Genomic DNA, 25041 nt, shown 5'->3' with positions numbered 1-25041 from the left:
ATTCGCTGTTTTTCACTTGGTATCCTATACAGGATTATCGATATCGATGAAATGAACATCGAGTTGATGATTGTCCGCTAGCCACTCGCCAAGCGCTTTAACACCGTATCGTTCTGTCGCATGATGGCCAGCAGCAAAATAATGTATGCCCTGCTCTCGTGCAGAGTAAGTCGTTCTCTCTGATACCTCCCCTGACAGAAAAGCATCACACCCCTGACTGGCAGCCAAATCAATAAAGTCCTGTCCACCGCCCGTGCACCAACCCACTTTTTTGATGTCACCATTTCCACCGTCTATTGTCAGTGGTTCACGATCGAGTACCTTTGCAACCTTTTGAGCAAAATCAGAAGGTGATAAAGGCTGTTCTAACTCACCCCAAACAACGACAGAGTTTGGATTTCCTTGCTCCAGACTCCCTTTGAGTTCGATACCCAGTCTGAGTGCAAGCTGAGCATTATTGCCCTGTACAGGATGAGCATCTAAGGGAAGATGGTAGGCATAGAGATTAATTCCATTTTCAATCAGCGCTTTTATCCGCTTATATTTCATACCTCGCAATGGCTGCGATTCTCCCCGCCAGAAATAACCATGGTGAACAAGTAGCGCATCAGCTTTATTGTCTACTGCAAGGTCAATCAATGCCTGACTGGCAGTAACACCCGTAACAATTTTTTTCACATCTGGCCTGCCTTCTACTTGGAGGCCATTAGGACAATAGTCCTTGAATGCATTGGCATTTAAATGCTGGTTTAGAATAGTTTCCAGCTGCATGTTGTTCATCGTTATTTCCCTGAGTAATATCAACTCGTATATGGAGTAAATATCGTTATTCTAGCGGGTTGATTTGAGGCGTAAAGCTCATATCCATTCATCAGAGTGTTTAGAACTTCGCTTAAAAAAAATCAGATACAATCGATTAAAATGAATAAAGGAACTCATGTTTTCTGACAAGCAGCAAAGCCAAAGAGACTTCGAATGGCTAAGACAAGCACCACAATTACTCAAATTACCTGCACGTCTTCAAGTACCTGACTTATTTTGGGTAGAAGCGATGAAATGCCCACAAGGTTTAGAATACGATGGTGGGCATCGCATCGGCTTTTACTATCAATGGCTGCTTAAACATGCACTGCTCAGCCACCCTAGCTATCAACTGATTGCGGAAGAAATTCAACTTAATGCTGATGGAAAAACTCTGGGCTCAGTGGATTTTCTCGTCAAAAGTGATACCGGTGAGCTCGAACACTGGGAGGTGGCGGTAAAATTCTATCTTGCTTATGACAAGCAATGGTTTGGCCCTAATGCAAAAGATACACTAGCAAAAAAGCAAGAGAAAATGGTAGACCACCAACTGGCATTATCGACGACGACTGTGTTCCAACAACAGTTTCCTGACCTTGTACCCACGCAACATAAATTACTCATGCAAGGAAGACTGTATATCAATCCTTGGTTGGAAGAGACACATATATCACACGAGATAGCGCGGAATGAGGCAATACAGGGATATTGGTGCTGGAACCATCAATTGCCAGATAACGCGGTTTACTCTCTCCTATCACGCGGGCAATGGATGTGCTCTCCAGATCCGGAAACACTTCCCACAATAGAAGGAAATCAGATTAAGCCTGTTCAGCGCGCGCAGCACTTAATTGATGAACAAGGAAAGCACTGGTTCGTTGTTCCAGATAACTGGCCTGATAGTTAACCGTAACTGAACGACAAAGCCGCCAAAATGGCGGCCTTATTAGTGTTCAGTAAACTTACTTATACGAAGAATACTGGAAGATTACAGGCCTGCGTCTTCAAACACGGCGCTGACAATCAATTGTGCTTCCTGCTCTATCTTTGCTAAATGCTCTGAACCTTTAAAACTCTCGCAATAAATTTTGTAGATATCTTCAGTGCCCGACGGACGAGCGGCGAACCAGCCAAAATCGGTAGTCACTTTAAGACCACCGATAGCTGCTCCATTACCAGAGGCATGAGTCAGCTTCGCAGTAATTGTGTCGCCTGCCAGCGTATCGGCAGTCACCATTTCTGGTGAAAGTTTGCTGAGTACTGCTTTCTGTTCGACGTTAGCCACTGCCTGAATACGGTTATAGCTCGATGAACCATGCTTCTGAGCAAGTTCGTCATAATACTGCTGAGGATTTTTACCAGTTACTGCAGTGATCTCCGCCGCCAACAGACAAAGAAGAATGCCATCTTTATCGGTTGACCATGGGGTGCCGTCTTTGCGAAGGAAAGACGCTCCAGCACTCTCTTCACCGCCGAAGCCAAGTTTGCCGTTATACAAGCCATCAACAAACCACTTAAAACCTACTGGAACCTCGCAAAGCTCACGACCCAAGTCTTCAACCACTTTGTCGATGATGGCACTTGATACCAATGTCTTGCCGACAGCAACGTCTTGTGACCATCCGTCGCGGTGGCGGTACAGGTAATCAATACACACTGCAAGGTAGTGATTAGGGTTCATCAATCCAAAAGGAGTAACAATGCCATGACGATCGAAATCAGGATCGTTACCAAAGGCAAGGTCGTAATCATCTTTGTAGCTCAGAAGACCCGCCATCGCATAAGGTGACGAGCAATCCATTCGGATCACGCCATCTTTGTCCAGACTCATAAACCGGAACGATGGATCGACAGCCTGATTAACCAATGTGATGTCTAAATCAAAGTGGTGGGCAATCGCATGCCAGTAGTCAATACCCGAGCCACCTAATGGGTCAACGGCAAGTTTAAGACCAGCCTGCTTAATAGCATCAAAGTTAATGACATCTGTCAGTTCTGATACGTATGGCATGACCAAATCCTGTTCCACGAACAGGTCACTGTCTTTTGCATCTTGTAACGGTAAACGCCTTACTTCACGCAGACCATCGGCAATCAATTGATTGGCTCGATTTTCAATTGCGGTTGTAAACTCCCCTTCTGCTGGTCCACCGTGAGGAGGATTGTATTTAATGCCACCGTCTTGTGGTGGATTGTGAGAAGGAGTGATCACAATCCCGTCAGCCTGTTTATCGTGCTGACGGTTGTAATTCAGAATGGCATGGGAAATTCCGGGCGTTGGCGTGTAGCCGCCTGCTTCCTGAGCGATGACTTCAACACCATTAGCGATCAACACCTCTAATACGGAACAAAACGCAGGCTCAGAGAGAGCATGCGTATCTTTGCCGACATATAATGGCCCCTCTATTCCGCGCTCAGCACGGATTTCTGCGACCGCTTGAGCAATAGCCCAGATATGGTGTTGGTTAAATGTTGCCTTATCAGCACAACCACGGTGGCCCGAGGTGCCAAATGCTACCCGATGAAGGGTATTCTCAGGTTCAGGCTGGATCTGAAAGTAATTAGCAACAAGCAAAGGAATATTGTACAGGTCCTGCTGCTGAGCAGCCTGACCCGCACGAGGAAAACTAGCCATATTAGAAGACATCCTTTCTATCGGAATTTTTATATTATTAAATTTCACCCGCAACTTTTTCAGTGATATCGCTAGCAAAGCCCATCTTAGCCATGAGCTGCTCTACCATCTGACGTTTTCGTCCGGTGTTAGTATTGGTGATAACCCAGAACGGGGTATCTGGGATATGTTTAGGCTTGGTGGTTTTTCCACTATCGAGCAGTGTTTTCTCATTATCTGCAAAATACACTCGTGTGCGGCCCTTCAGCGCGGCTGCATCGGAAAAACTATGGCTGTCTATGCGATACAATGTTGACAGTACCATCATGAATCGTCCAATCGCTTTCTCTTGAGACGCAAATTCATCCGAGATCAACAGCGAACGCATTTCTTTTACACGATCAACTGCGCCATTTTTGCCAGCATCTTTGCTTACAACAATGCCTTGCGAACGAGAAGAGTTTGCCGGGGTTGCAGCCAGTACTTGTTCATTCTTAGGGGCCATCAACAAGCGGCGCAATATGTCAGACGCGCTTTCGCCTATATGCTGGGTTTGGCTGGCAATGTAGCGGTATATTTCTTCATCAACCTCAATTGTCTTCATCGTTTTGATCATCGTGTCCTGTTTATCATTCACCTGAGGATTATACAGAGTTAGGAAGGTATACTCTACGACAAAGCATTCATTATGAGAGAAAACAATCGTGTTTTTGAATTTCAAAGTACAGGGAACCGGGCAACCTGTTCTGTTGATTCACGGCCTCTTCGGCGACCTTGGAAACCTTGGCGGTATTGCCCGAGAGTTAGCAAAAACATTTCAGGTTTTTCAAATTGATTTGCCTAATCACGGCCTTTCGCCGCACGATCCCGATGTCAGTTATCAACATCAATCCGAGATCGTTGTTCAGTTTCTTGCACAGCAAAAAATATCAAAAGTGACGGTTATTGGACACTCAATGGGTGGAAAAGTCGGAATGGCTGTGGCTTTACGATATTCTGAGCTTGTGGAGCAATTAATAGTAATTGACATCGCCCCCATTGCTTACACTCACAACATGCATGAGGCTGTCTTCCGCGGACTCAATGCTGCTCGTAACGAAGTTTTGTCCTCAAGGAAAGACGCTCAAGACATTTTACAAAACTACATCGTCGACCCTGGGATAATTCAGTTTTTGATGAAGTCTCTCGCTAAAACATCACAAGGAGATTTCACATTTCGCTTCAATATTGAAAACTTAGAGCAGGGCTACGCTGAGATCATGGGTTGGAGCATTGACGCCGTGTATAACGGCAACACATTGTTTTTAAAAGGGGGTGATTCTCCTTACATCACCCAACAGCACAAAGCGAATATAGAGAAAGCATTCCCTAACGCTAAGGCGCATGTGATCGCGAATACTGGTCACTGGCTACACGCTGAGAAACCTGAAACAGTGAGCCGTGTGATTAATCGCTTTCTACAAAACTGATCACGTTAACAGCGGCTCACTCTTTGTGATATATTTTAGCCTCTGATAAAGACCGTAGGGAGATGGTCGATGCTATACGAGCATTATGCATTGCTCGAAAAAATTGGATTGGACTTGCTCTTCGCAAGCATCTTCTTTTTTATTGGTATGGCCATCAAGGACGTGTTAAATACAGGAGAAGTACCTCCATTTGGCCGACGTATTGTTTGGCTGGTACTTTTCCTTGGGTGCGCCGGTTTTATCGCAAAAGGCGTTATCCAAATTTTTTGGGAAGGTGCAGGCATTGGCTGATGATAACAATGAGCCTTGTCCTCAAATACATAGACAATGACGTAAAGTTCATTATCCCAGATTCGAGTGGGTTACTCATATTGTTGCCCACATAACAAATTAAACGGGTATCGTAAAATATGACAAGCGTAGGTCTCTTCTTTGGTAGTGATACAGGTAACACTGAAGCCATTGCTAAGATGATTCAAAAACAACTGAGTAAAGATCTGGTCCATGTACAGGACATAGCGAAGAGTAGTAAAGAAGATATCGATAACTTCGATTTGCTACTGCTAGGTATCCCGACCTGGTATTATGGTGAAGCGCAGTGCGACTGGGATGACTTCTTCCCTGAACTAGAGCAGATTGATTTCTCAACAAAACTTGTGGCAATCTTTGGTTGTGGTGACCAAGAAGATTACTCAGAATATTTCTGTGATGCCATGGGTACGGTCAGAGATATCGTAGAAACCAAAGGCGGTACCATTATTGGTCATACGTCTACCGATGGTTACGAATTTGAAGCATCGAAAGCATTGGTTGAGGATGGTAGCTTTGTTGGCCTTTGTGTTGATGAGGACCGCCAGCCTGAATTGACTGACGAGCGAGTTGCAGCATGGGTAAAACAAATCCATGAAGAAATGTGCCTTGCTGAACTAGAAGGCTAAGCATTTCGTTGCTTAAAAACGCCAGAAATGGCGTTTTTTTATCACGTAACAAGATGAGTACCACTCACCTCACATAAGTGTGTCTCGAATTAATGAGTTTCAGACTAAATAGACACTGAACCCCCGACAAACAGATACCAACCGATGACAATAGGTCAAAACTTAGGCATTAGATTTGTATTACTACCGCTATCCAATTAATAAGTTTGCGAGCTCAGTGAGCATTAATAATTGTGATTAAATCAAATCGATGAATAACGTCGTGTAAATCCTATACTCCACTGGCAGACATAGCATTCATTTGTTAGGCTAATTGCTAGTTTACCCATATGTTTTTTGCCTGTTTTAACAAAGTAACCAGGTAACAAAGTAGGAATATCCCAGATGTCCGACAATAACAAAGCACTTAAAGATGCAGGTTTAAAGGTCACTTTACCTCGTTTAAAAATCCTGGAAGTTTTGCAACAGCCAGATTGTCAGCATATCAGCGCGGAAGATTTGTACAAAAAACTGATTGATATTGGTGAAGAAATCGGACTGGCGACAGTCTATCGTGTTCTTAATCAGTTCGACGATGCAGGGATCGTTACGCGCCACCATTTCGAAGGGGGTAAATCCGTATTTGAACTGGCAACACAGTATCACCATGACCACCTGGTGTGTCTGGATTGTGGCAAAGTGATCGAATTCTCTGATGAAGTCATTGAGCAGCGTCAACGTGAGATTGCTCACCAGTACAACGTTAAATTAACGAATCACAGCCTCTATCTTTACGGTGTCTGTGCACACGGTGACTGTAAGGCTGATCCAAGCCTGCATGACAAGAAATAAGCCTTTTCGTAGTGCAATAAAAAAACCGGAGCAAAAGCTCCGGTTTTTTGTATCTATTCGTTCTTATTTGGACTCTATTTTGGCCCAAGTATCACGAAGACCGACAGTGCGGTTAAATACCAATTTATCTGATTGACTGTCTTTGCTGTCGACACAGAAGTAGCCAGTACGCTCGAATTGATAACCTTTTTCAGCCTCTGCAGCTTTGAGTCCAGGCTCAACAAATCCACGTTTCACTTCCAGTGAATCAGGGTTAATTGTTGTTGCAAAGTCTTCAGCAGCAGCCGGGTTTGGTACAGTGAAAAGGCGATCGTAGAGGCGGAATTCAGCCTCAACACCTGCATCAGCTGACACCCAATGAATCACACCCTTCACTTTACGACCGTCAGCAGGATCTTTACCTAACGTCTCCGGGTCGTAGGAACAGTATATCGTGGTAATGTTGCCGTCTTCGTCCTTATCGCAGCGTTCAGCCTTAACCACGTAAGCATTACGTAGACGAACTTCTTTACCCAGTACCAGACGTTTGTATTTCTTATTCGCTTCCTCTCGGAAGTCCTCACGCTCGATCCATAGCTCGCGACTGAATGGTAATTCACGTGAGCCCATGTCTGGTTTATTAGGGTGATTAGGTGCAGTCAGTGTTTCAACACTCCCCTCTTCGTAGTTTTCAATAACTACTTTGATAGGGTCTAACACCGCCATTGCACGTGGCGCGTTTTCATTCAAATCATCACGGACACAGGATTCAAGAGATCCCATCTCAATAATGTTGTCCTGCTTTGTCACGCCAATTCGTTGGCAAAACTCACGCAATGATGCTGGTGTATAGCCACGGCGACGCATACCGGAAACAGTAGGCATACGCGGGTCATCCCAACCATTCACCAAATTCTCGCTAACCAGTTGACTTAGCTTACGCTTAGACATCACGGTATATTCGAGATTAAGACGGCTGAACTCGTACTGATGCGGCGTGCACTCAATAGAAATGTTTTCTAAGACCCAATCGTACAGGCGACGGTTATCTTGAAACTCAAGCGTACAAAGAGAGTGTGTGATCCCTTCAATTGCATCAGAAATACAGTGAGTAAAATCGTACATCGGATAGATGCACCACTTATCTCCGGTCTGATGGTGATGGGCGAATCGCACTCGATATAGCACTGGATCACGCATTACCATGAAGGGAGATGCCATATCGATCTTGGCTCGAAGACAAGCTTTGCCTTCCTCGAAGCCTCCGTCGCGCATTTTCTCAAACAGCGACAGGTTTTCTTCTGGCGCTCTATCACGGTATGGACTGTTTTTGCCGGGCTCTTTGAGAGTGCCGCGATATTCACGGATCTCATCAGGGCTTAACTCATCAACGTAAGCCAGCCCTTTTTCAATCAACTCGACAGCGTATGAATACAGCTGGTCAAAATAACCGGAAGAATAACAAATCTCACCAGACCAGTCGAAACCCAGCCAGTTGACGTCATTTTTAATCGACTCTACGAACTCGATATCTTCTTTCTCAGGGTTAGTATCATCGAAACGTAAGTTACACAGGCCTTTATAGTCCTGAGCAATGCCGAAGTTCAGGCAGATAGATTTCGCATGGCCAATATGCAGGTAACCATTTGGCTCTGGCGGAAAACGGGTGTGGATAGTTGTGTGCTTACCACTTTCCAGATCTTTATCAATGATTTGACGGATAAAGTTGGTCGGACGAGCCTCAGACTCACTCATCAAAAATACCTCGTGGGAATATCCGAATTATGTAATTGGTGACCACCAATGATCCACGATTGCGACCTTTTACTCAACCATTAGAGTGACTTCCTCTGTTTATTTATCAAAAAAAGTTTTGCTCTTGTGCAAACGTCTTCTGTTCACACCATAAAAAAAGCCAGCCCATCGAGGGCTGGCTGAGTAATTTATTTCGACTTATGAATAAATTACGGGAGTTTTACTTCAGTGAGGTCTTCACCTGTACCGATGTTCTTCATTTCGCCAGCAACAATTTCCGCCAGCGGGCCGAGGATAACCTGGAGGTTATTTTCACCCAACTTCACAACACCTTTCGCACCCAGTGCTTTCAGCACTCGCTCATCAACGACAGATGCATCGTTCAGAGATAGGCGCAGACGAGTAATACAGGCATCAATTGATTTAAGGTTACCGTGGCCACCCAAGGCTTTCAGGTACTGTTTCGCCAATTCACCGTTGTCTGAGCTCTTTACATCAGAGCTAGCAGTTTCGTCATCGTCTTCACGACCCGGAGACTTAAGGTCAAAGGCACGAATAGCTACGCTGAAGGTAACAAAGTACAGGACAAACATGCCAAGGCCGATTAACAGCAGAGTAAACGGTTTAGTCGCCAGTCCCCAGTTCAGTGCAAAATCAATCAATCCTGCAGAGAACGTGAATCCGTGCAGAGTACCGAACATGTTCGCAATCACTAGTGAAAGACCAGTAAAGACTGCATGCAGTGCATAAAGTGCAGGTGCAAGGAATACAAACATGAACTCAAGTGGCTCTGTAATACCTGTTACGAAAGCGGTCAGAGCAACAGAGAACAACGCACCACCAACCTGTGCACGCTTGTTCGCTGGCGCAGCAAAGAACATGGCAAGTGCAGCAGCTGGCAAACCAAACATCATGACCGGGAAGAAGCCGTTCATGAAGGTACCCGCTGATTTGTCACCACCAAAGAAGCGGTTGATATCACCGTTCTTAATTGTCTCAGTCACCTCTTTAACAACGGTTGTTATCTCTGGGTTCACTGAGTTTGCAAATTCAAAGGTATGTGGCTGACCAACAGCCAGTTGCTTAGCAACTGCTGGGTCAATACAAAGCTGGGTTGCACCATTCAGAGCCGCAACAGCCTGTACGTTAACAACTTGACAGGTATCTAAGCCAAACCAGAAGAAAGAGTTGAGAACGTGGTGAAGACCAATTGGAATCAGTGCACGGTTAAGCGTACCGTACGCGAACTGACCGATGGCACCTGAGCTTGAAACCGCATGCGCAAATGCATCCAGTCCATTTTGAATTACAGGCCAAACATAACCAGCAATAATACCAATCAACAGCGCGAAAAAGCCCGCCATGATAGGTACAAGACGCTTTCCAGAGAAAAACGCTAACCACTCAGGCAAGCGAGTCTGGTAGAAACTGTTGTAAGAGTGGCCTGCGATGATACCTGCGATGATACCGCCAAAGAACGTCATCTTAACGGTAGGATCGACAGTTCCTGCAGTTGCAGTCAGTACGAAATAGGCAACCGCACCAGCCAGAGCCGCTGCACCTGAACCGTCTTTTGACAGGCCTGTCGCTATACCAAGGCCAAAAAGAAGAGGCAGATTATCAAAAATCGCACCACCAGCCTGAGCCATGAGCGGAATATCAAAAACGTCTGGCTGCCCCAGACGCAGCAGCAGACCTGCCACTGGAAGGACTGCGATTGGCAGCATGAGTGCCTTACCCAGTCTTTGAAGATATCCAAGAATATTCACCGTAAATTCCCCCTATGTATTTTCTCGGTGTTTTACAGCAGCATGGGAGCTTTACCCATCCCATGCGGCCACTGGGAGTGTATGCGATTAATTTCGACCCGCAAATTAAAAGGTGGGCAATTGTGACTATCATCACTGTACACGCACAGTTCGTGAGCAATTTAGTAGCTAACTCACGAAACTTATTTTATTATGAAAATAAAGATAAGAGCATTCATAAGGGGTATCCTATGTCTGCTTTCCTGAACGTTTTTACGAGGTGTTACTGTGAGACTCATTCCTTTAAAGACTTCAAAAGAAGTCGGCCTTTGGTCAGCGCGCTACATTGTTAATGCGATTAACAAATTTTCTCCAACTGCAGACCGTCCCTTTGTATTAGGCCTTCCTACCGGCGGTACACCCCTCAATACCTACAACCAGCTTATCCATCTCTATCAGCAAGGCGAAGTCAGCTTTGAGCATGTTGTTACTTTCAACATGGATGAGTACTGCGGTATTCCGGCAGATCACCCGGAGTCATACCGTAGTTTTATGTACAACAATTTCTTCAACCACATCAACATTCAAGAAGCGAACATCAACCTGCTTGATGGCAACGCACCAGATCATGAAGTTGAATGCCGCCGCTACGAGGAAAAAATCCGCTCATACGGTAAAATCAACCTGTTCATGGGCGGTGTTGGTAACGATGGTCATATCGCATTTAACGAGCCAGCGTCGTCGCTGTCTTCGCGTACACGCATCAAAACCCTGACGGAAGATACCCGTATTGCGAATTCTCGTTTCTTCGATAACGACATCAATCAGGTACCGAAACACGCCTTGACTATCGGTGTGGGTACACTTCTAGACGCTGCAGAAGTGATGATTCTTATCACTGGTCATAACAAAGCGCTGGCGCTTGAAGCAGCAGTTGAAGGCTCTGTTAACCATCTTTGGACTATCTCCGCTCTCCAGCTTCACCCTAAAGCGCTTATGGTTTGTGACGAACCATCAACCGCTGAGCTGAAAGTGAAAACCGTTAAATACTTCCAGGAACTGGAAGCGGAAAATATCAACAACCTGTAAGGTAAGGATCTCCACATGTATGCACTGACTAACTGCCGTATCTTTACCGGAAGCGATGTTTTAGACAAACATGCTATCGTGGTCAAAAATGACCGCATCGACAGTGTTTGCCTCGAAGAAGACTTGCAGGAAGGCATTGAAAAACGCTCCATGGACGGTGCGTATGTGAGTCCTGGCTTTATTGACCTGCAACTGAATGGTTGTGGCGGTGTGATGCTCAATGACGAGATCACAGCTGACGTCATTCAGACAATGCATCTCGCCAATCTCAAATCTGGCTGTACCAGCTTCCTCCCGACTCTGATAACCACATCGGATGAAGACATGAAGCAGGCAATCACGGTAGCCCGTGATTATCAGGCCAAATATCAGAACCAGTCATTGGGTCTTCACCTTGAAGGTCCATATTTGAATGTCGCCAAAAAAGGCATTCACAGTGTTGATTTTATTCGTCACTCTGATGAGGCCATGATTGATTTCATCTGTGAAAATGCAGATGTTGTCACCAAGGTCACGCTGGCACCGGAGCTGACCCCGCAAGCGCACATTGAGAAACTGGTCAAAGCGGGGATTGTCGTCTCAGCTGGTCATACCAATGCGAGTTATGTAGAGGCACGCAAAGGCTTTAAAGCGGGTATTAGCTTCGCCACTCACCTTTTCAACGCTATGACTCCCATTGTTGGCCGTGAGCCGGGAATGGTGGGGGCTATCTATGATACGCCAGAGGTTTACACAGGTGTCATTGCTGATGGCTTCCATGTTGACTACGCCAACATCCGAATTGCTCACAAGCTCAAAGGCGAGAAGTTGATCCTAGTTACCGATGCGGCAGCGCCAGCAGGAGCAGACATGGATCACTTTATTTTTGTCGGTAAGAAAGTATATTACCGAGATGGCAAGTGTGTAGATGAAAACGGCACACTGGGTGGCTCGGCACTGACAATGATTGAAGCCGTTCAAAACAGTGTTGAACATGTTGGCATCGCGTTGGATGAAGCCCTGAGAATGGCAACCCTTTATCCTGCACGTGCTATTGGTGTTGATGACAAGCTTGGTCTAATCCAGAAAGGATTCGTCGCAAACCTCACTGTTTTCGATCGCGACTTCAATGTGAAAGCCACGGTTGTGAATGGCGAATACATAAATAACTAGGAAGTTTATGACTGGCGGACAAATTGGTAATGTTGATTTAGTAAAGCAATTAAATGGCGCTGCCGTTTATCGTCTCATTGATTTAGAGGGACCCATATCCCGGATCCAAATCGCTGACGCTAGCAGCCTCGCGCCTGCCAGCGTTACCAAAATAACCCGCCAGCTTCTGGAACGCGGCCTTATAAAAGAGGTCGCGCAACAGGCATCCACAGGTGGCAGACGTGCGATATCGCTAAAGACTGAGTCTGCCCCTTTTCATGCTCTGGCAGTTAGGCTCGGACGCGACAGAATTGAGCTCGCCCTTTTTGACCTTTCAGGTAAACTTCTCGCTCAATACGCTGAAAACTTCGACTATCACGACCAAACATCTTTGATGGAAGGCCTTTACCAGCACATCACTGATTTTTTGGGTAACCACAAAGATTTGGTCAGAGAATTAGTCGCTATCTCCATTTCACTTCCCGGCCTTGTAGACGCGGTTGCTGGCATTGTTGAATACATGCCGAATATCGATGTCGACAACCTGAAAATGAGTCAGCTCATTTCTGACAGGTTTGAAGCTCAGTGTTACATCGGTAATGATACCCGTTGTAAGGCACTGGCGGAGCATTATTTTGGTGCTAGCAGACACTACCAGGACTCAATCTTAGTGAGTGTTCATAACGGCACAGGCGCGGGTATCATAGTTAATGGTCAGGTCTTCCTTGGTATTAACAGAAACGTGGGCGAAATAGGGCATATCCAGATTGATCCACTCGGCAAAAAATGCCAGTGCGGAAATTTCGGCTGCCTCGAAACTGTCGCATCAAATTCAGCCATCGTAGAGCATGCAGAGCAGTTGCTCGGTCTAGGACATAAAAGCCTGCTTGCTGACCATACAGATAAACTCACTGTTTCTGATATTTGCAAAGCGGCAAACGCGGATGATGCGCTGGCAAAAGAAGTGTTACAGAAGGTTGGAAATCAGCTAGGTAAAGCTATTGCCATTACGATTAACCTGTTTAACCCGCAGCAGATTGTGTTGGCAGGAGAAATCACAGAATCTGAAGAAATTCTCGTATCTGCCATCCGACGTTGTATCGAGGGTCAGTCTCTGAGAACCTTCCATCAAAACTTACCTATTGTGTCGTCTGAGTTATCTGACACGCCTACGATCGGTCCCTTTGCGTTGGTTAAACGCGCCATGTTGAATGGCACCTTACTCCAAAAGTTGCTCGAACATTAATTCAGCTACTTTTCATACGCCCCGGCTCCGGGGCGTTATTCATTTTGAAGTCGATCTCACTCTCCCCTGCCCCCTGATTGACCTACGTTTTCATTCGTCAGCAAACCTACCCACTCTTTTTGTCTTTGTATGTCGAGACCTTTATTAGTCATCACTTTTTGTATAAACATTACTCATGGATTGCGTTTTATTCACTTAAATCGGTATTTTGTTAAATAAAATAAATCAGGTTGGTTTTTTTTATGTTTTTTTATCTTTTAAGGTTGCTTTTTTTTGTGATATTGGCAAATTGAGAGACAAGAAATTTACGCACAATAACAAAAGCTATTGTTTAAATAGTGGTAATCGCTGAGAGGGATTTATGTGTTCAGTATTTGGGATTCTCGATATTAAAACTGACGCCGCGGCACTTCGTGAAACCGCGCTTGAAATGTCAAAAAAAATGCGCCATCGCGGCCCTGACTGGTCTGGTATTTACTCGTCTGACAAGGCGGTTCTGGTCCATGAAAGGCTTGCAATTGTCGACCTTAACAGCGGTGCACAGCCACTGTATAACACAGACAAAACCCATGTACTGGCAGTAAACGGTGAGATTTATAACCACAAAGAACTTCGCAAAGAGTTAGCGCCGGAATACCCGTTTCAAACTGAGTCTGACTGCGAAATCATCCTTGCCCTTTACAAAGAAAAAGGCACTGAACTGCTTGATCACCTGAACGGTATTTTTGCATTCATTCTTTATGATGAAGAGCAGGATGCTTACCTCATCGGGCGCGATCATATTGGTATTATTCCTCTGTATCACGGTCATGATGAGCATGGTAACTACTATGTGGCATCTGAAATGAAGTCACTGGTTCCTGTTTGTAAAACTATCAGTGAATTCCCTCCCGGCCACTTCTTATGGAGTAAGCAAGGCGAGCCAGTTCGTTACTACAAACGTGACTGGATGGAGTTTGACGCCGTAAAAGACAACGAAACAGACAAGAAAGCCCTGACCGAAGCATTGGAAAATGCAGTTCATCGTCAGCTGATGACTGACGTACCTTACGGTGTGTTGCTCTCAGGTGGCCTTGATTCCTCAGTGATCTCTGGAATTACTAACAAATTTGCAGGTAAAAGGGTTGAGGATGATGACCAAAGCCAAGCTTGGTGGCCAAGACTTCACTCCTTTGCAATAGGACTTGACGGAGCACCTGACCTTAAAGCAGCCAAAAAGGTTGCAGACCACTTGGGCACTGTTCACCACGAACTGACTTATACCATTCAGGAAGGACTGGACGCTATTCGTGACGTGGTTTACCACATTGAGACGTATGATGTGACAACCATTCGTGCCTCAACACCTATGTACCTTATGTCGCGTAAAATTCGGGCTATGGGTATTAAGATGGTGTTATCTGGTGAGGGAGCCGATGAAGTATTTGGTGGCTACCTTTACTTCCACAAAGCACCAGACAGCAAAGAATTTCATGAAGAAACAGTACGTAAGCTGATGGCGCTTAACCTCTTTGACTGCGCTCGTGCGAACAAGTCTATGGCGGCGTGGGGAGTAGAAGCACGTGTTCCTTTCCTGGATAAGGAGTTTCTTGAAGTCGCGATGCGAATCAACCCTCAGGATAAAATGTGCGGTAACGGCAAAATGGAGAAGCATATCATTCGTGAATGCTTTGGAGAGTTGCTCCCTGAGTCCGTCGCATGGCGTCAGAAAGAACAGTTCTCTGACGGTGTAGGTTATAGCTGGATTGACACCCTTAAAGAAGTTGCTGAAGCAAAAGTTACAGACAAGCAACTTGAAACGGCGCAGTTCCGTTTCCCATATAACACCCCGTCAACCAAAGAAGCTTACATGTATCGTGAGATCTTTGAAGAGCTGTTCCCACTTGAAGATGCGGCAAAATGTGTCCCTGGTGGCCCTTCGATTGCCTGCTCAACCGCTAAGGCTATTGAATGGGATGAGAGCTTTAAAAACATGACAGACCCGTCTGGCCGTGCTGTGCAGTCTGTTCATAACGAAGCTTATGACTAACTTTATCTGTTAATAAAAAACCCGGCATTGCCGGGTTTTTTTATGTTTGGATAAAAAGCTTATCATCAGAGAAGAAATTAGCGCTCCCAGTAAGCTTCTTCCAGACTGTCTTCTTTCTCAGGTAAACCACGGGAAAGACGCGGTGAGTGTTGCGCCAGCACTTCGTAGCTCACTCGGTTAGCATACTTACAAACCTGAGAGAAAGAGCTGTATGTCAGGAAGTTGTGTTGATGCTTGCTGGAGTTGGGAATATTCTCTTTATGGTAGTGGTTGGCTGCCATATCATGCAGCACTGCCGACAAGGCACCATCCCCTGCACCATTGGTATTTTTAATACGTTCCGGGCCACCCATATAAGGTGCAATATGAGAATATACCTTAACTGGGTTATCACTGTCTTTTTTGACGACAGGTCGACTGAACTCATAACGGTTGAATTCTGCAATCGATCCCGGCAGGAGTGGCAAGCTTGTCTGACGCTTGGCAGCTTCATCTGTGTATCCCGCCATATAGAGGCCTACTGGCCCAGCAGTACATAGCACCATATCAACCCACTCAAGGGCTTTATCAGCCGCGATCAGTGGATCGTTTTCTCCTGTCAGGGCTTCGCCTTCTTCCTCATTCATTGCCAACACAGAGACATGCTCATTCAGGAAGTCACGCCACCACTGTGGATTCTGCTGAATAACGAATTTTGTTCCCAGCGTCATAACAACAGGTACGTCGTATTTTTTCGCGAACTCAATCGCCTTCATGGTCGCTTCAGGCATAGGATCGCCTTCTTTACAACGCACCAAGTAAGCAGTCAGGACCAGTGCGGAGGCATTTTCAAAAATATGCTCCGGAATCGACTCTGGTTTGAGCTGATTCATTTGGCCTTCACTGATGGCAAACGTACGCTCACCATCTTCACTAATTAATGCGTAACAACGGCCAATCGGTCCCTGAACAGCTTGTAGATAGTTGAGATCGACACGACTGGAGGTATTGCAGAGATAGCGGTAGGCATAACTGCCAATCGTAATGTCGCGGCTCATAACACCAAGCAGAATCGACTTGTCATCAGCAAGGTTGGAATAGTTGTGCAGCGTGTTACCGATAGTGCCACCAGCAAACTCATGAGATATCATATCATTGGCTTTAAGCTCCTGATAAAGAGCTTCGGCGCGCTGATCATCAATGATCATCGACTGACCTTTGGTCAACTGGAATTTCTCTAGGAACGCATCACTGACTTCGCTTCAATATCAACCAGCGTCTGGTCAATACCAATCACATGTGGACGTTTGAGACTTTTGGATTCGAGGGAAGGATTAAGCAATGGATCACGCGCATGGACGGGGAAATAATGCTTTGACTTACGTTGACCTGGAAATTTCATGGTTATCGATGCATCGTCAGTTGAAGGCGGAAAAACGCGAATTCTATCACACTATAAATATCCTAAAAGACAAATAGGGCAAAAATAGTGCGACAGAATCGAGATTAATTTCTCATTACCACTGACAAATATTGGTTTCTACCAAGTTTTTCAACAGGCTAATGTGTTCCGGGTTGTCATTCAGGCAAGGAATAAACTCGAATGATTCACCACCTGCCTCGATAAAGATTTCCCTGCATTCGCCATCAATTTCTTCAAGTGTTTCAAGACAATCGACAGAAAAAGCGGGTGAGATAACATCGAGCCGCTTTACCCCTTCAGACGGTAGCTTTTCCAGCGTCTTATCAGTGTAAGGTTGCAGCCACTCTTCCCGGCCAAAGCGAGACTGGAACGTTGTGCGGATTTGATCGTCATCCAACTCAAGGCGCTGCTGTAATGCTTCAGTTGTGGCAAAGCAATGCTTGGGATAAGGGTCGCCATTGTCAGCGTAACGCTTCGGAATACCATGGTATGAACACAACAACAAATCCCCGCGGCCATGCTCAGACCAGTGTTTTTCAATCGATACCGCCAATGCCTCGATATATTTTTCTTGGTTGTAATAGTGATTTACAAACCTGAACTCTGGAACTTGGGGCATTTTCTTGACGGCTTTGCTGACACGATCAAAAACAGCGGCCGTTGTCGTTGCTGAGTATTGAGGGTAAAGCGGGAGCACCAATACCTTCTTGCACCCTTGCTGTTGCAGAGATTCAATCGCAGATTTCATGCTGGGATTACCATATGTCATACCCAGCTCTACAGGCAGACCTGTCAGCTCTTTTACTGCTTGTTGCTGCCTTCTTGAATACACCATTAATGGTGACCCCTCTTTCATCCAGATCTCCTGATATAGCTTGGCGACTCGGGGAGATCTCAAAGGAAGAATAATGCCATGGAGCACAGGGCACCAGATGAAACGAGTGAGGTCTACAACTCGTTGGTCATGAAGAAACTCGGCAAGAAATGCCTTCACAGCTTTTGCTGTTGGCGCGTCAGGCGTACCCAGATTGGCAAGAAGAATACCTGTTTTTTGTTGTTCCATAGATACCTGCAAATAAAAGCCACGTGAACATATTACTCTTCCATCGTGTAATTAGAGAGGGTGAGTTCACGAAAACGCCAGAGAATAAATATTATGGGAAACAAGGTTACGGGAGAGCAAGTCCCTGAGATCAAAAAAGGCAATCATTTGATTGCCTTTTTATCTGTGTTATTTCACTTACGCCAGTTTCTTCTCAATCTCAGCACTCACGTCAGAAACGGCTTGGGTGCCATCAAACGTTAGATACTGTGTATTGCCTGCTTCAGCTTCTTTCTGATAGTAAGCAATCAGAGGCGCAGTTTGATCATGATAAACACCCAGACGCGCTCGAACAGTCTCTTCTTTATCATCATCACGAACAACAAGGTCTTCACCTGTCACGTCGTCCTTACCTTCTACTTTAGGCGGGTTATAAACAACATGATAAGTACGGCCAGATGCAAGGTGGGCACGACGGCCACTCATACGCTCAACGATGACGCTGTCAGGCACATCGAATTCCAGAACATAATCAACGTCAACGCCGATCTCTTTCAGACCATCTGCCTGCGGGATCGTACGTGGGAAACCATCCAGAAGGAAACCTTTCACACAGTCTTCCTGAGCGATACGCTCTTTGACCAGACCCAGAATGATGTCATCAGATACCAACTGGCCTGCGTCAATCACCGCCTTCGCTTGTTTGCCCAGCTCAGTACCCGCTTTAATGGCAGCACGCAACATGTCACCCGTAGAGATCTGCGGAATGCCATACTTATCCATGATAAATTGCGCCTGTGTGCCTTTACCTGCGCCTGGAGCACCCAGAAGAATGATGCGCATAATTGTCCCCTTTGATTTTGTGGAGTTTTGCGAAAAAGACGCAAAATACACGGTTCATAAAATGCTATCAAGCCCGGAAGCTGTCCGGGCTTGAACTTTCAGGTCAAATCAGAACATTTTAATGCCTGATTATGTTTCTTACATTTGTTGCGTACTTCGATTATCACTTAGTCAGCAACGAATTCACAGCCTGAAGGAACTGAGATGGGTCATCCATAGCGCCTTTCTCTGCAAGCATCGCCTGACCCAGCAACATTTCGACCCAGCGGCCAAATGTTTCTTCGTCCGCTTCATCGGCCATTTGCTGCACCAAGGTATGCTCTGGGTTCAGCTCAAGAATGTATTTCACTTCAGGAGCATCCTGACCAGCAGCAGCCAGCAGTTTTGCCATTTGTGTACCCATTTCAAACTCATCGGTTACCACAACTGCAGGTGTACCCGATAACTTAAAGGTAGTACGAACGTCTTTAACACGCTCACCCAGATAAGTTTTCGTCCGCTCTACTACTGACTCAAATTCTTTCTTGGTTTCTTCACGCTTTTCTTTTTCGCCTTCTTCCTCGAATTTGCTCAAGTCCAGATCCGCTTTCGTGATCGCCTGGAATTGCTTGCCGTCAAACTCAGGAAGGTAGCTCATCAGCCACTCATCGATGCGGTCATACATCAGTACCACTTCAATGCCCTTGTCGCGGAACTGCTCAAGGTGAGGGCTATTTTTTGCCGCCTGATAAGAATCAGCCGTCAGGTAATAGATCTTATCTTGTCCATCTTTCATTCGTGAGACATAGTCAGCAAGAGACACGGTTTGATCGCTGTTGTCATTGTTTGTAGACGCAAAACGCAACAGACCCGCAATCTTCTCACGGTTTGACATGTCTTCAGCCGGGCCTTCTTTCAGTACCAGTCCGAACTCATTCCAGAACTTGAGGTATTTCTCACTGTCGTTGTTAGACATACGCTCAAGCATGGTCAATACACGCTTGGTACAGGCACTACGTAGCGACTGAGTCACCTTGTTATCCTGAAGTAGCTCACGTGATACGTTCAGAGGCAAATCGTTAGAGTCAATTAGACCGCGGATGAAACGCAGGTAACTCGGCATGAATTGAGACGCGTCATCCATGATGAAGACACGCTGAACGTAAAGCTTCAGGCCATGTTTGTGCTCACGGTTAAACAGATCCCACGGTGCCTTCGATGGAATGTAAAGAAGGCTGGTGTAGTCGTTTTTACCTTCGACCTTGTTGTGGCTCCAGCTCAAAGGATCAGCGAAGTCATGAGACAGGTGTTTGTAGAATTCCTGATATTCTTCTTCTTTGATATCAGATTTAGAGCGGGTCCATAGAGCCTGAGCTTTGTTGATTTTTTCCCACTTACCGTTTTCTGTTTCTTTGCCTTCTTCGTCACGCTCAAGTGCCCAGATTTCAACTGGAATACCGATGTGGTCAGAGTAACGGCCAATAACTTCGCGTAGACGCCAGTCGTCAAGATATTCTTTATCATCTTCACGCAGGTGAAGGGTAATACGGGTACCACGTTCCGCTTTTTCTATGCCTTCGATGGTGTAATCGCCTTCACCGGCAGATTCCCACTGAACACCAGAGGCGGCATCTTCACCGGCGGCACGGGTAGCAACAGTTACCTTGTCTGCAACAATAAAGGCAGAGTAAAAACCAACACCAAATTGACCGATCAGTTGGCTGTCTTTGGTCTGGTCTTCAGAAAGTTGTTTGAAGAAGTCTGCCGTACCTGATTTCGCGATAGTGCCCAGGTTTTCTATGACCTCATCACGGGTCATACCAATACCGTTATCATCGATCGTCAGAGTACCTGCTTCTTTATCTACACTCAGACGAACTCGCAGGTCACCGTCGTTTTCGTATAACTCAGACGCAGACAGTGCTTTAAAGCGCAACTTGTCTGCTGCATCCGATGCATTGGAAATCAGCTCACGTAGGAAAATCTCTTTGTTTGAATACAAAGAATGAATCATCAGGTGAAGCAGCTGCTTGACTTCTGATTGAAAACCACGAGTTTCCTTACTGTGCAAGGTTGCTTGATCGCTCATTTGAACTCCATAGATAAGGGCTACCATTTAACAGCAAATAAATAGGGTTGGAATCCAGATTTTCAACCCTTGGTCGATGTTTTTTATTAAAGATGGAGACTTGGGCAGTCTGAATGGGAGATTTTTATACAAAAAAGCCATGCTCAGAGGCATGGCTTTGAATCAGGCAAGTTTATGTCGCCCAACGATGGAATGAGACAGCGTGGTGCCGTCCACTAGCTCAAGTTCACCACCCATAGGAACACCATGGGCAATACGGCTAGCAACCACTTCGTATTCATGACACAGCTCACCGATATAATGAGCCGTAGCCTCACCTTCAACCGTAGGGTTGGTAGCAAGAATAACTTCAGTGATAGATTCCGTTTTCAGACGCTGCTCAAGCAAATCCAGACCGATATCTGATGGGCCTATGCCGTCGAGCGGTGACAGGTGGCCCATTAAAACAAAATACCGCCCTGAGTATTGCCCTGTCGCCTCAATGGCTGCGATATCTGCGGGACTTTCAACCACACATATCAAACCATTCTCCTGACGACGGGGGTTAACACAGATGCCACATACTTCGTCTTCAGTAAACGTTCGGCACTGGCTACAGTGGCCAATGTCTGTCATTGCCGCCGACAGAGCTTCAGCCAGCTGAATCCCCCCCTGACGGTTTCGTTGAAGGAGGTGAAACGCCATACGCTGCGCAGACTTAGGGCCAACACCAGGTAAGCACCTAAGCCCTTCCATCAACTGTTCAAGCAGTTGGCTGGTACGCATGATTAGAACGGCATTTTAAAGCCCGGGGGCATCTGCATACCACCGGTCAAAGAACCCATTTTTTCCTTTTGAGTTTCTTCAATACGGCGCGATGCGTCATTGAAGGCTGCTGCAATCAGATCTTCCAGCATGTCTTTGTCGTCTTCCATCAGACTCTCGTCGATATCAACACGACGCACGCTGTGGCTGCCAGTAAGGGTAACTTTCACCAGGCCTGCGCCTGACTCACCAGTCACTTCCATATTGGCAATCTCTTCCTGCATTTTTTGCATGCGCTCTTGCATTTGCTGCGCCTGCTTCATCAGGTTACCCATTCCGCCTTTACCAAACATATTACTCTCTCTTTTTGATTGGCTGTTTTAAATTGGTCGAATACTGTCTTCATCCACTTCAGCTGAAAAACGCTGGCAGATAAAGCGAATGTTCGGGTCATCACTCAGGCTTTGACTGGCCTGTGCCAGCTTGCCTGCGTATATATCATCACGCCATTCGAGTGGCGTTTTTCCCTGTTGCCCTAGCTCAACATTCAATGAAATGGGGCTTCCCACTTGTTCAGAAAGTGCCTGAGCCAGCTGAGCAACAGCGTTGTCTGTCTTAAGGTGTGCCTGCTCCGGCCTCAGATATAGATTAATCGTATCTTCGTGCCTCTCCATTGACGCATTGAGAGCCATCTGTTTGACCAGTCTTGCTATATCCAGCGCATTTGCCATTTCACACCATGTATCCTGCTGGCGTGATTCGTACACCAACTTTTCCCGCATTTCAGGTGTTCTTTCGTGGCTCAATGCCGATTTTATCTTTTTCGGCGTGAGTTGTGCCACTTTCTCGGGTGCCGGTGTGTTTTTGGCCTGCCACTGGTAATCACCTTGACGAAGATCCTGTTTATCGGGCACTGTGGTGGCCATCAGTGCTGGATCCATCGGCTTGTGTTTGTCCGCTATGCGATCGAGTACCGACACCGAATTTTTTCTCGGTGCTGATACCCTATCCGTCTTTTTTACGCCATCATCTCCCTTTTTTACCCTGCTGCGCAGCATATTACGAGCTGCAACCAGTGTGCTGGCAGATGTTGCCGTAGGCGCTGTTTTCGGCTGTTCAGTTGGTCTGTTAACAGGCGCTGCTGGCTCAAGGTCTTCAGACGGATTTTCGTCATCAAGCTGATCCATTTGTTCCATAGCAGCCATGTGCGAGGCCAACTGAGGATCAACAGCATGCTGCGATGCCTGCGACGGCTGTGTTGGTTCAGGGGCAGAGGTGGCTTTAACTGGGGGATTAACCGGAGGCTTTTCCGAGCGTCCCGTGTTCGCAACCTGCGCTTTTAGCGCTGCAAGCTGTGATTGTCCACCTTGATTGGCAACCTGTTGTGAAGCCAACGTTTTCTCTTCAGCCGGGCGAGCTCTTTTTGATGTAGGCTCGCTGGCTGGTACTTCGATGGTCGTTGGCTCAAACTGTCCGGCGACAGCAGGCCTGAAAGCGAGCATTCTCAGCAATACCATTTCTAGCCCTGCTCTACCATCCGGAGCATAAGGTAGATCTTGCCGCCCTTGAAGAGCTATTTGATAAAAAAGCTGAATATCCTGAGGCGTCGTATCCTTGCTTAGTTTGGTCACACGCTCGGCATCTGGCGAACTGATATCAACACTTGCTGGGAGCGTCTGAGCCATGGCGATACGGTGCAATTGGGCGGCGAGTTCTCTCAGTAAGCCATCCCACTCTACGCCAACTTCAGCCAGTTGTTCGAGACACTGCATCAACACATCAGGCGTCCCCTCAACCAGTGCTTCAAGCAGCAACAAAGCCTGGTCTATACTGAGCGTACCCAGCATTTCAGTCACGTCAGTCTCATTGACGGCTCCATTGCCCAGAGCAATCGCCTGATCAGTGAGGCTAAGAGCGTCACGCATACTGCCCTCGGCTGCGCGGGAGATCAGCGACAGAGCTCTGTCTTCAGACGTAACCGCTTCCTCGGCCAGTATATGGCTGAGTTGGTGATGAATCTGACCTGCATCAAGATGTTTGAGATGAAACTGGAGGCATCGGGATAATATGGTTACCGGCAGCTTCTGGGGATCGGTTGTCGCCAGTAAAAATTTGACATATTCCGGCGGCTCTTCCAGCGTTTTAAGCAAAGCATTAAAGCTATGACGAGACAGCATGTGCACTTCGTCTATCAGATAGACCTTAAAACGCCCCCGAGCAGGCTTATATTGCACGTTATCAAGCAGGTCTCGAGTATCCTCGACCTTGGTACGTGACGCGGCATCAATCTCTAACAGATCAACAAAGCGTCCCTCGTCAATATCGACACAGGCGCTACACTGACCACAAGGGGTTGAAGTCACGCCCTGCTCACAGTTCAGGCCCTTCGCAAAAATCCGGGCGATAGTCGTCTTACCTACACCCCGTGTTCCGCTGAACAGGTAGGCATGGTGGAGGCGATCATGATCCAAGGCGTTTGCCAGGGCTGTAAGCACATGCGATTGACCCACAACGTCTTTGAATACATGAGGACGCCACTTGCGCGCTAATACCTGATAAGTCATATAATCTCTATTTATTCCGGCTATGTTGCCATCGTAGCACATGGCAAAGATCGGCGCGAAGCATCACCTCACAACCGACTATTTTGTCATCAGCCATGAAGTAAAAAGTGCCAGCACTCGATCAAGGCTAGGATGCCTAAATGTATACGACGGTTAGTGGCCTTCGAAATCAATCAGACTGTAAACATCTATTCCAAGTGACGTCAGACGTTGCTCACCACCAATTTCAGGCAGGTTGATAACAAAAGCGGCGTGCTGAACATCACCATTTAAACGCCGAATAAGCTTAGTGGTCGCTTCGATCGTCCCGCCTGTCGCCAGCAAATCATCAACCATTAGGACCTTGTCACCTGACACAATGGCATCTTTATGAATTTCAAGCGTGTCAGAGCCATATTCCAGCTCGTAATCTTCTGAAATCACTTCGCGCGGCAGTTTACCCGGCTTTCTCACAGGTACAAAGCCGATCCCCAGTTCAAGCGCCAAAGGAGCACCAAACAGGAAGCCACGTGACTCAGTACCTACGATTTTAGTAAATCCAGCGTCGCGATATTTGTCAGCTAACATATCTATCGTTGTCTGATATGCAGTTGCATTTTCCAGAAGACTTGTCACATCGCGAAACATGATGCCAGGCTTGGGATAATCGGGAACGGTTTTGATATTCTCTTTAATGATGTTTTTTTTGTCTTGATTCATGATATTGGTATGACTTAGTGAAGTGAAAATACAGGACCAGAGCCTGACA

General features: G+C 46.3%; 21 protein-coding genes and 1 pseudogene. 9 read left to right on the top strand and 13 right to left on the bottom strand.

All coding sequences use genetic code 11. The features are described from left to right. Positions 1–24: 24 nt before the first annotated feature. Positions 25–780, bottom strand: coding sequence for a Nif3-like dinuclear metal center hexameric protein (locus A8L45_RS01965; protein ID WP_068898672.1), 756 nt, complete (start codon positions 778–780; stop codon positions 25–27). 157 nt (positions 781–937) lie between these two features. Between A8L45_RS01965 and A8L45_RS01960 the strand changes: the two genes are divergently transcribed. Beyond that, positions 938–1708, top strand: coding sequence for a DUF1853 family protein (locus tag A8L45_RS01960; RefSeq protein ID WP_068898670.1), 771 nt, complete (start codon positions 938–940; stop codon positions 1706–1708). Positions 1709–1789: 81 nt separating this feature from the next. Here the strand turns inward: A8L45_RS01960 and pgm are convergent, their stop codons facing one another. Both pgm and seqA read right to left on the bottom strand, forming a co-directional pair. Then, positions 1790–3436: a phosphoglucomutase (alpha-D-glucose-1,6-bisphosphate-dependent) gene (gene pgm / locus A8L45_RS01955; protein ID WP_068898668.1), complete on the bottom strand. Its 1647-nt coding sequence runs from the start codon at positions 3434–3436 to the stop codon at positions 1790–1792. A 37-nt stretch (positions 3437–3473) separates the two neighbouring features. Beyond that, on the bottom strand, positions 3474–4019 hold the full coding sequence (gene seqA, locus A8L45_RS01950) for a replication initiation negative regulator SeqA (protein ID WP_068898987.1): 546 nt from the start codon (positions 4017–4019) through the stop codon (positions 3474–3476). Between the two features lie 100 nt (positions 4020–4119). On the opposite strand from seqA, the gene A8L45_RS01945 reads away from it, so the two are divergent. The 4 genes from A8L45_RS01945 (at position 4120) to fur (ending at position 6653) form a co-directional block, all read left to right on the top strand. After that, a complete protein-coding gene (locus tag A8L45_RS01945; protein ID WP_068898666.1) occupies positions 4120–4884 on the top strand; it encodes an alpha/beta fold hydrolase in 765 nt (254 codons plus the stop codon). 69 nt (positions 4885–4953) lie between these two features. Further along, positions 4954–5175: a DUF2788 domain-containing protein gene (locus A8L45_RS01940; protein ID WP_068898664.1), complete on the top strand. Its 222-nt coding sequence runs from the start codon at positions 4954–4956 to the stop codon at positions 5173–5175. Positions 5176–5294: 119 nt separating this feature from the next. After that, positions 5295–5822 carry a flavodoxin FldA gene (gene fldA / locus A8L45_RS01935; protein ID WP_068898661.1) on the top strand — a complete coding sequence of 176 codons (528 nt, stop codon included), beginning with the start codon at positions 5295–5297 and terminating at the stop codon, positions 5820–5822. A gap of 384 nt (positions 5823–6206) precedes the next feature. Next, positions 6207–6653, top strand: coding sequence for a ferric iron uptake transcriptional regulator (gene fur, locus A8L45_RS01930; RefSeq protein ID WP_068898659.1), 447 nt, complete (start codon positions 6207–6209; stop codon positions 6651–6653). A 63-nt stretch (positions 6654–6716) separates the two neighbouring features. On the opposite strand, the gene glnS is transcribed toward fur, so the two are convergent. Continuing rightward, a complete protein-coding gene (gene glnS / locus A8L45_RS01925) occupies positions 6717–8387 on the bottom strand; it encodes a glutamine--tRNA ligase (RefSeq protein WP_068898657.1) in 1671 nt (556 codons plus the stop codon). A 209-nt stretch (positions 8388–8596) separates the two neighbouring features. Continuing rightward, positions 8597–10156, bottom strand: coding sequence for an N-acetylglucosamine-specific PTS transporter subunit IIBC (gene nagE, locus A8L45_RS01920; RefSeq protein WP_068898655.1), 1560 nt, complete (start codon positions 10154–10156; stop codon positions 8597–8599). A gap of 267 nt (positions 10157–10423) precedes the next feature. Between nagE and nagB the strand changes: the two genes are divergently transcribed. From nagB to asnB, 4 genes are all read left to right on the top strand, one after another. Beyond that, a complete protein-coding gene (nagB, locus tag A8L45_RS01915) occupies positions 10424–11224 on the top strand; it encodes a glucosamine-6-phosphate deaminase (RefSeq protein WP_068898653.1) in 801 nt (266 codons plus the stop codon). Positions 11225–11239: 15 nt separating this feature from the next. Beyond that, on the top strand, positions 11240–12376 hold the full coding sequence (gene nagA / locus A8L45_RS01910) for an N-acetylglucosamine-6-phosphate deacetylase (RefSeq protein ID WP_068898651.1): 1137 nt from the start codon (positions 11240–11242) through the stop codon (positions 12374–12376). Positions 12377–12383: 7 nt separating this feature from the next. Beyond that, on the top strand, positions 12384–13601 hold the full coding sequence (gene nagC / locus A8L45_RS01905; RefSeq protein WP_068898649.1) for a DNA-binding transcriptional regulator NagC: 1218 nt from the start codon (positions 12384–12386) through the stop codon (positions 13599–13601). Between the two features lie 361 nt (positions 13602–13962). Further along, entirely contained in the window at positions 13963–15630 is a 1668-nt protein-coding gene (gene asnB, locus A8L45_RS01900; RefSeq protein WP_068898647.1) for an asparagine synthase B, read from the top strand. 77 nt (positions 15631–15707) lie between these two features. On the opposite strand, the pseudogene A8L45_RS01895 reads toward asnB, so the two are convergent. From A8L45_RS01895 to apt, 8 genes and pseudogenes are all read right to left on the bottom strand, one after another. Then, a pseudogene (locus tag A8L45_RS01895) lies at positions 15708–17011 on the bottom strand (inosine/guanosine kinase). A gap of 115 nt (positions 17012–17126) precedes the next feature. Continuing rightward, a complete protein-coding gene (gene hemH, locus A8L45_RS01890; RefSeq protein WP_068898645.1) occupies positions 17127–18095 on the bottom strand; it encodes a ferrochelatase in 969 nt (322 codons plus the stop codon). A 177-nt stretch (positions 18096–18272) separates the two neighbouring features. Beyond that, positions 18273–18917 (bottom strand): adenylate kinase, encoded by a 645-nt coding sequence (adk, locus tag A8L45_RS01885; protein WP_068898643.1) that lies wholly within the window; start codon positions 18915–18917, stop codon positions 18273–18275. Between the two features lie 163 nt (positions 18918–19080). Then, the gene (gene htpG, locus A8L45_RS01880; protein ID WP_068898641.1) at positions 19081–20985 is read right to left on the bottom strand and encodes a molecular chaperone HtpG; all 1905 of its coding nucleotides are present in this window, start codon (positions 20983–20985) and stop codon (positions 19081–19083) included. Between the two features lie 162 nt (positions 20986–21147). Beyond that, positions 21148–21750 (bottom strand): recombination mediator RecR, encoded by a 603-nt coding sequence (gene recR, locus A8L45_RS01875; RefSeq protein ID WP_068898639.1) that lies wholly within the window; start codon positions 21748–21750, stop codon positions 21148–21150. 2 nt (positions 21751–21752) lie between these two features. After that, a complete protein-coding gene (locus A8L45_RS01870) occupies positions 21753–22082 on the bottom strand; it encodes a YbaB/EbfC family nucleoid-associated protein (RefSeq protein WP_068898637.1) in 330 nt (109 codons plus the stop codon). A gap of 27 nt (positions 22083–22109) precedes the next feature. Next, positions 22110–24293 (bottom strand): DNA polymerase III subunit gamma/tau, encoded by a 2184-nt coding sequence (gene dnaX / locus A8L45_RS01865; RefSeq protein WP_068898635.1) that lies wholly within the window; start codon positions 24291–24293, stop codon positions 22110–22112. 153 nt (positions 24294–24446) lie between these two features. Beyond that, entirely contained in the window at positions 24447–24992 is a 546-nt protein-coding gene (apt, locus tag A8L45_RS01860; protein WP_068898985.1) for an adenine phosphoribosyltransferase, read from the bottom strand. Positions 24993–25041 lie beyond the last annotated feature (49 nt).

The organism is Veronia pacifica (genome assembly GCF_001707825.1).
GTDB classification, from domain to species: domain Bacteria; phylum Pseudomonadota; class Gammaproteobacteria; order Enterobacterales; family Vibrionaceae; genus Veronia; species Veronia pacifica.
Note: the sequence above shows the minus strand (reverse complement) of the source record. Positions and strands in the feature narration are given on the sequence as shown.